The sequence below is a fragment of the Vibrio sp. 704 genome (genome assembly GCF_033339295.1).
On record NZ_JAWOUH010000443.1, the window covers coordinates 1 to 698 of the forward strand.

The following is a 698-nucleotide window of genomic DNA, read 5'->3' on the forward strand; positions in this document are numbered from 1 at the left end:
CATTCCATACGAGCTCAGACGGTTGCAGCTCCACGTACGCATAATTAGGTTGGCTGTGTTTGAGAGTCAGCCAGGTATTCAAACTGACCTTGCCAGACTCCGCCCCCGACTCTTCTTGCATGTAAGTGGTAAGCCAAGGCGTTACCGAGACATCTTGCGCACTCACGTAAAACTCACCAGACACATCACGCAGCGAACCATGGTCTTTAAAGTTAGCATTTACTAACAGCGAATTCAGGCTAGCGTCTGCAATACTGACTGTGCCTTCCGCTAAGTGACGTTTGCCTTGGTTACTCCAGCGAAGCTGTTCAATATCGAGTCGACGAGTTTCGCCCGATACCGATTTGTACCAGACGCGTGAATTCGTAATGGTGAAGTCTTCAAACTGGCGCAGCAATAGTGAGTCCAGCTGATCAATCAGCTTAATTTCATTTTGGTCAACATCAGTGGTCGGCTCTTGATTGCTCGACGTAGGTAGAAGATCGACCGTGCGAATATCTAATGCCAAGTTATGAATGGTTAAGTCTGCCACGACGGGCTTAAACTGAAGTAATGATTGAATCAAATCGAATTCAATTTGAATTTCATCAACGGCGAATCGAGCTTCTTGGTTATTCGGTAAGTTAGCTTCTAAGCCGAGTAACGCGATAGAGGGATGGCTATTACGCCAAGAACCAGCAACGCTGGAGATAGAAAAG

1 pseudogene is annotated in these 698 nt (G+C 46.7%); it reads right to left on the reverse strand.

Annotated features, from left to right (window positions below):
• Positions 1-698: pseudogene (locus R7R24_RS26990) on the reverse strand (hypothetical protein); the annotation flags it as partial.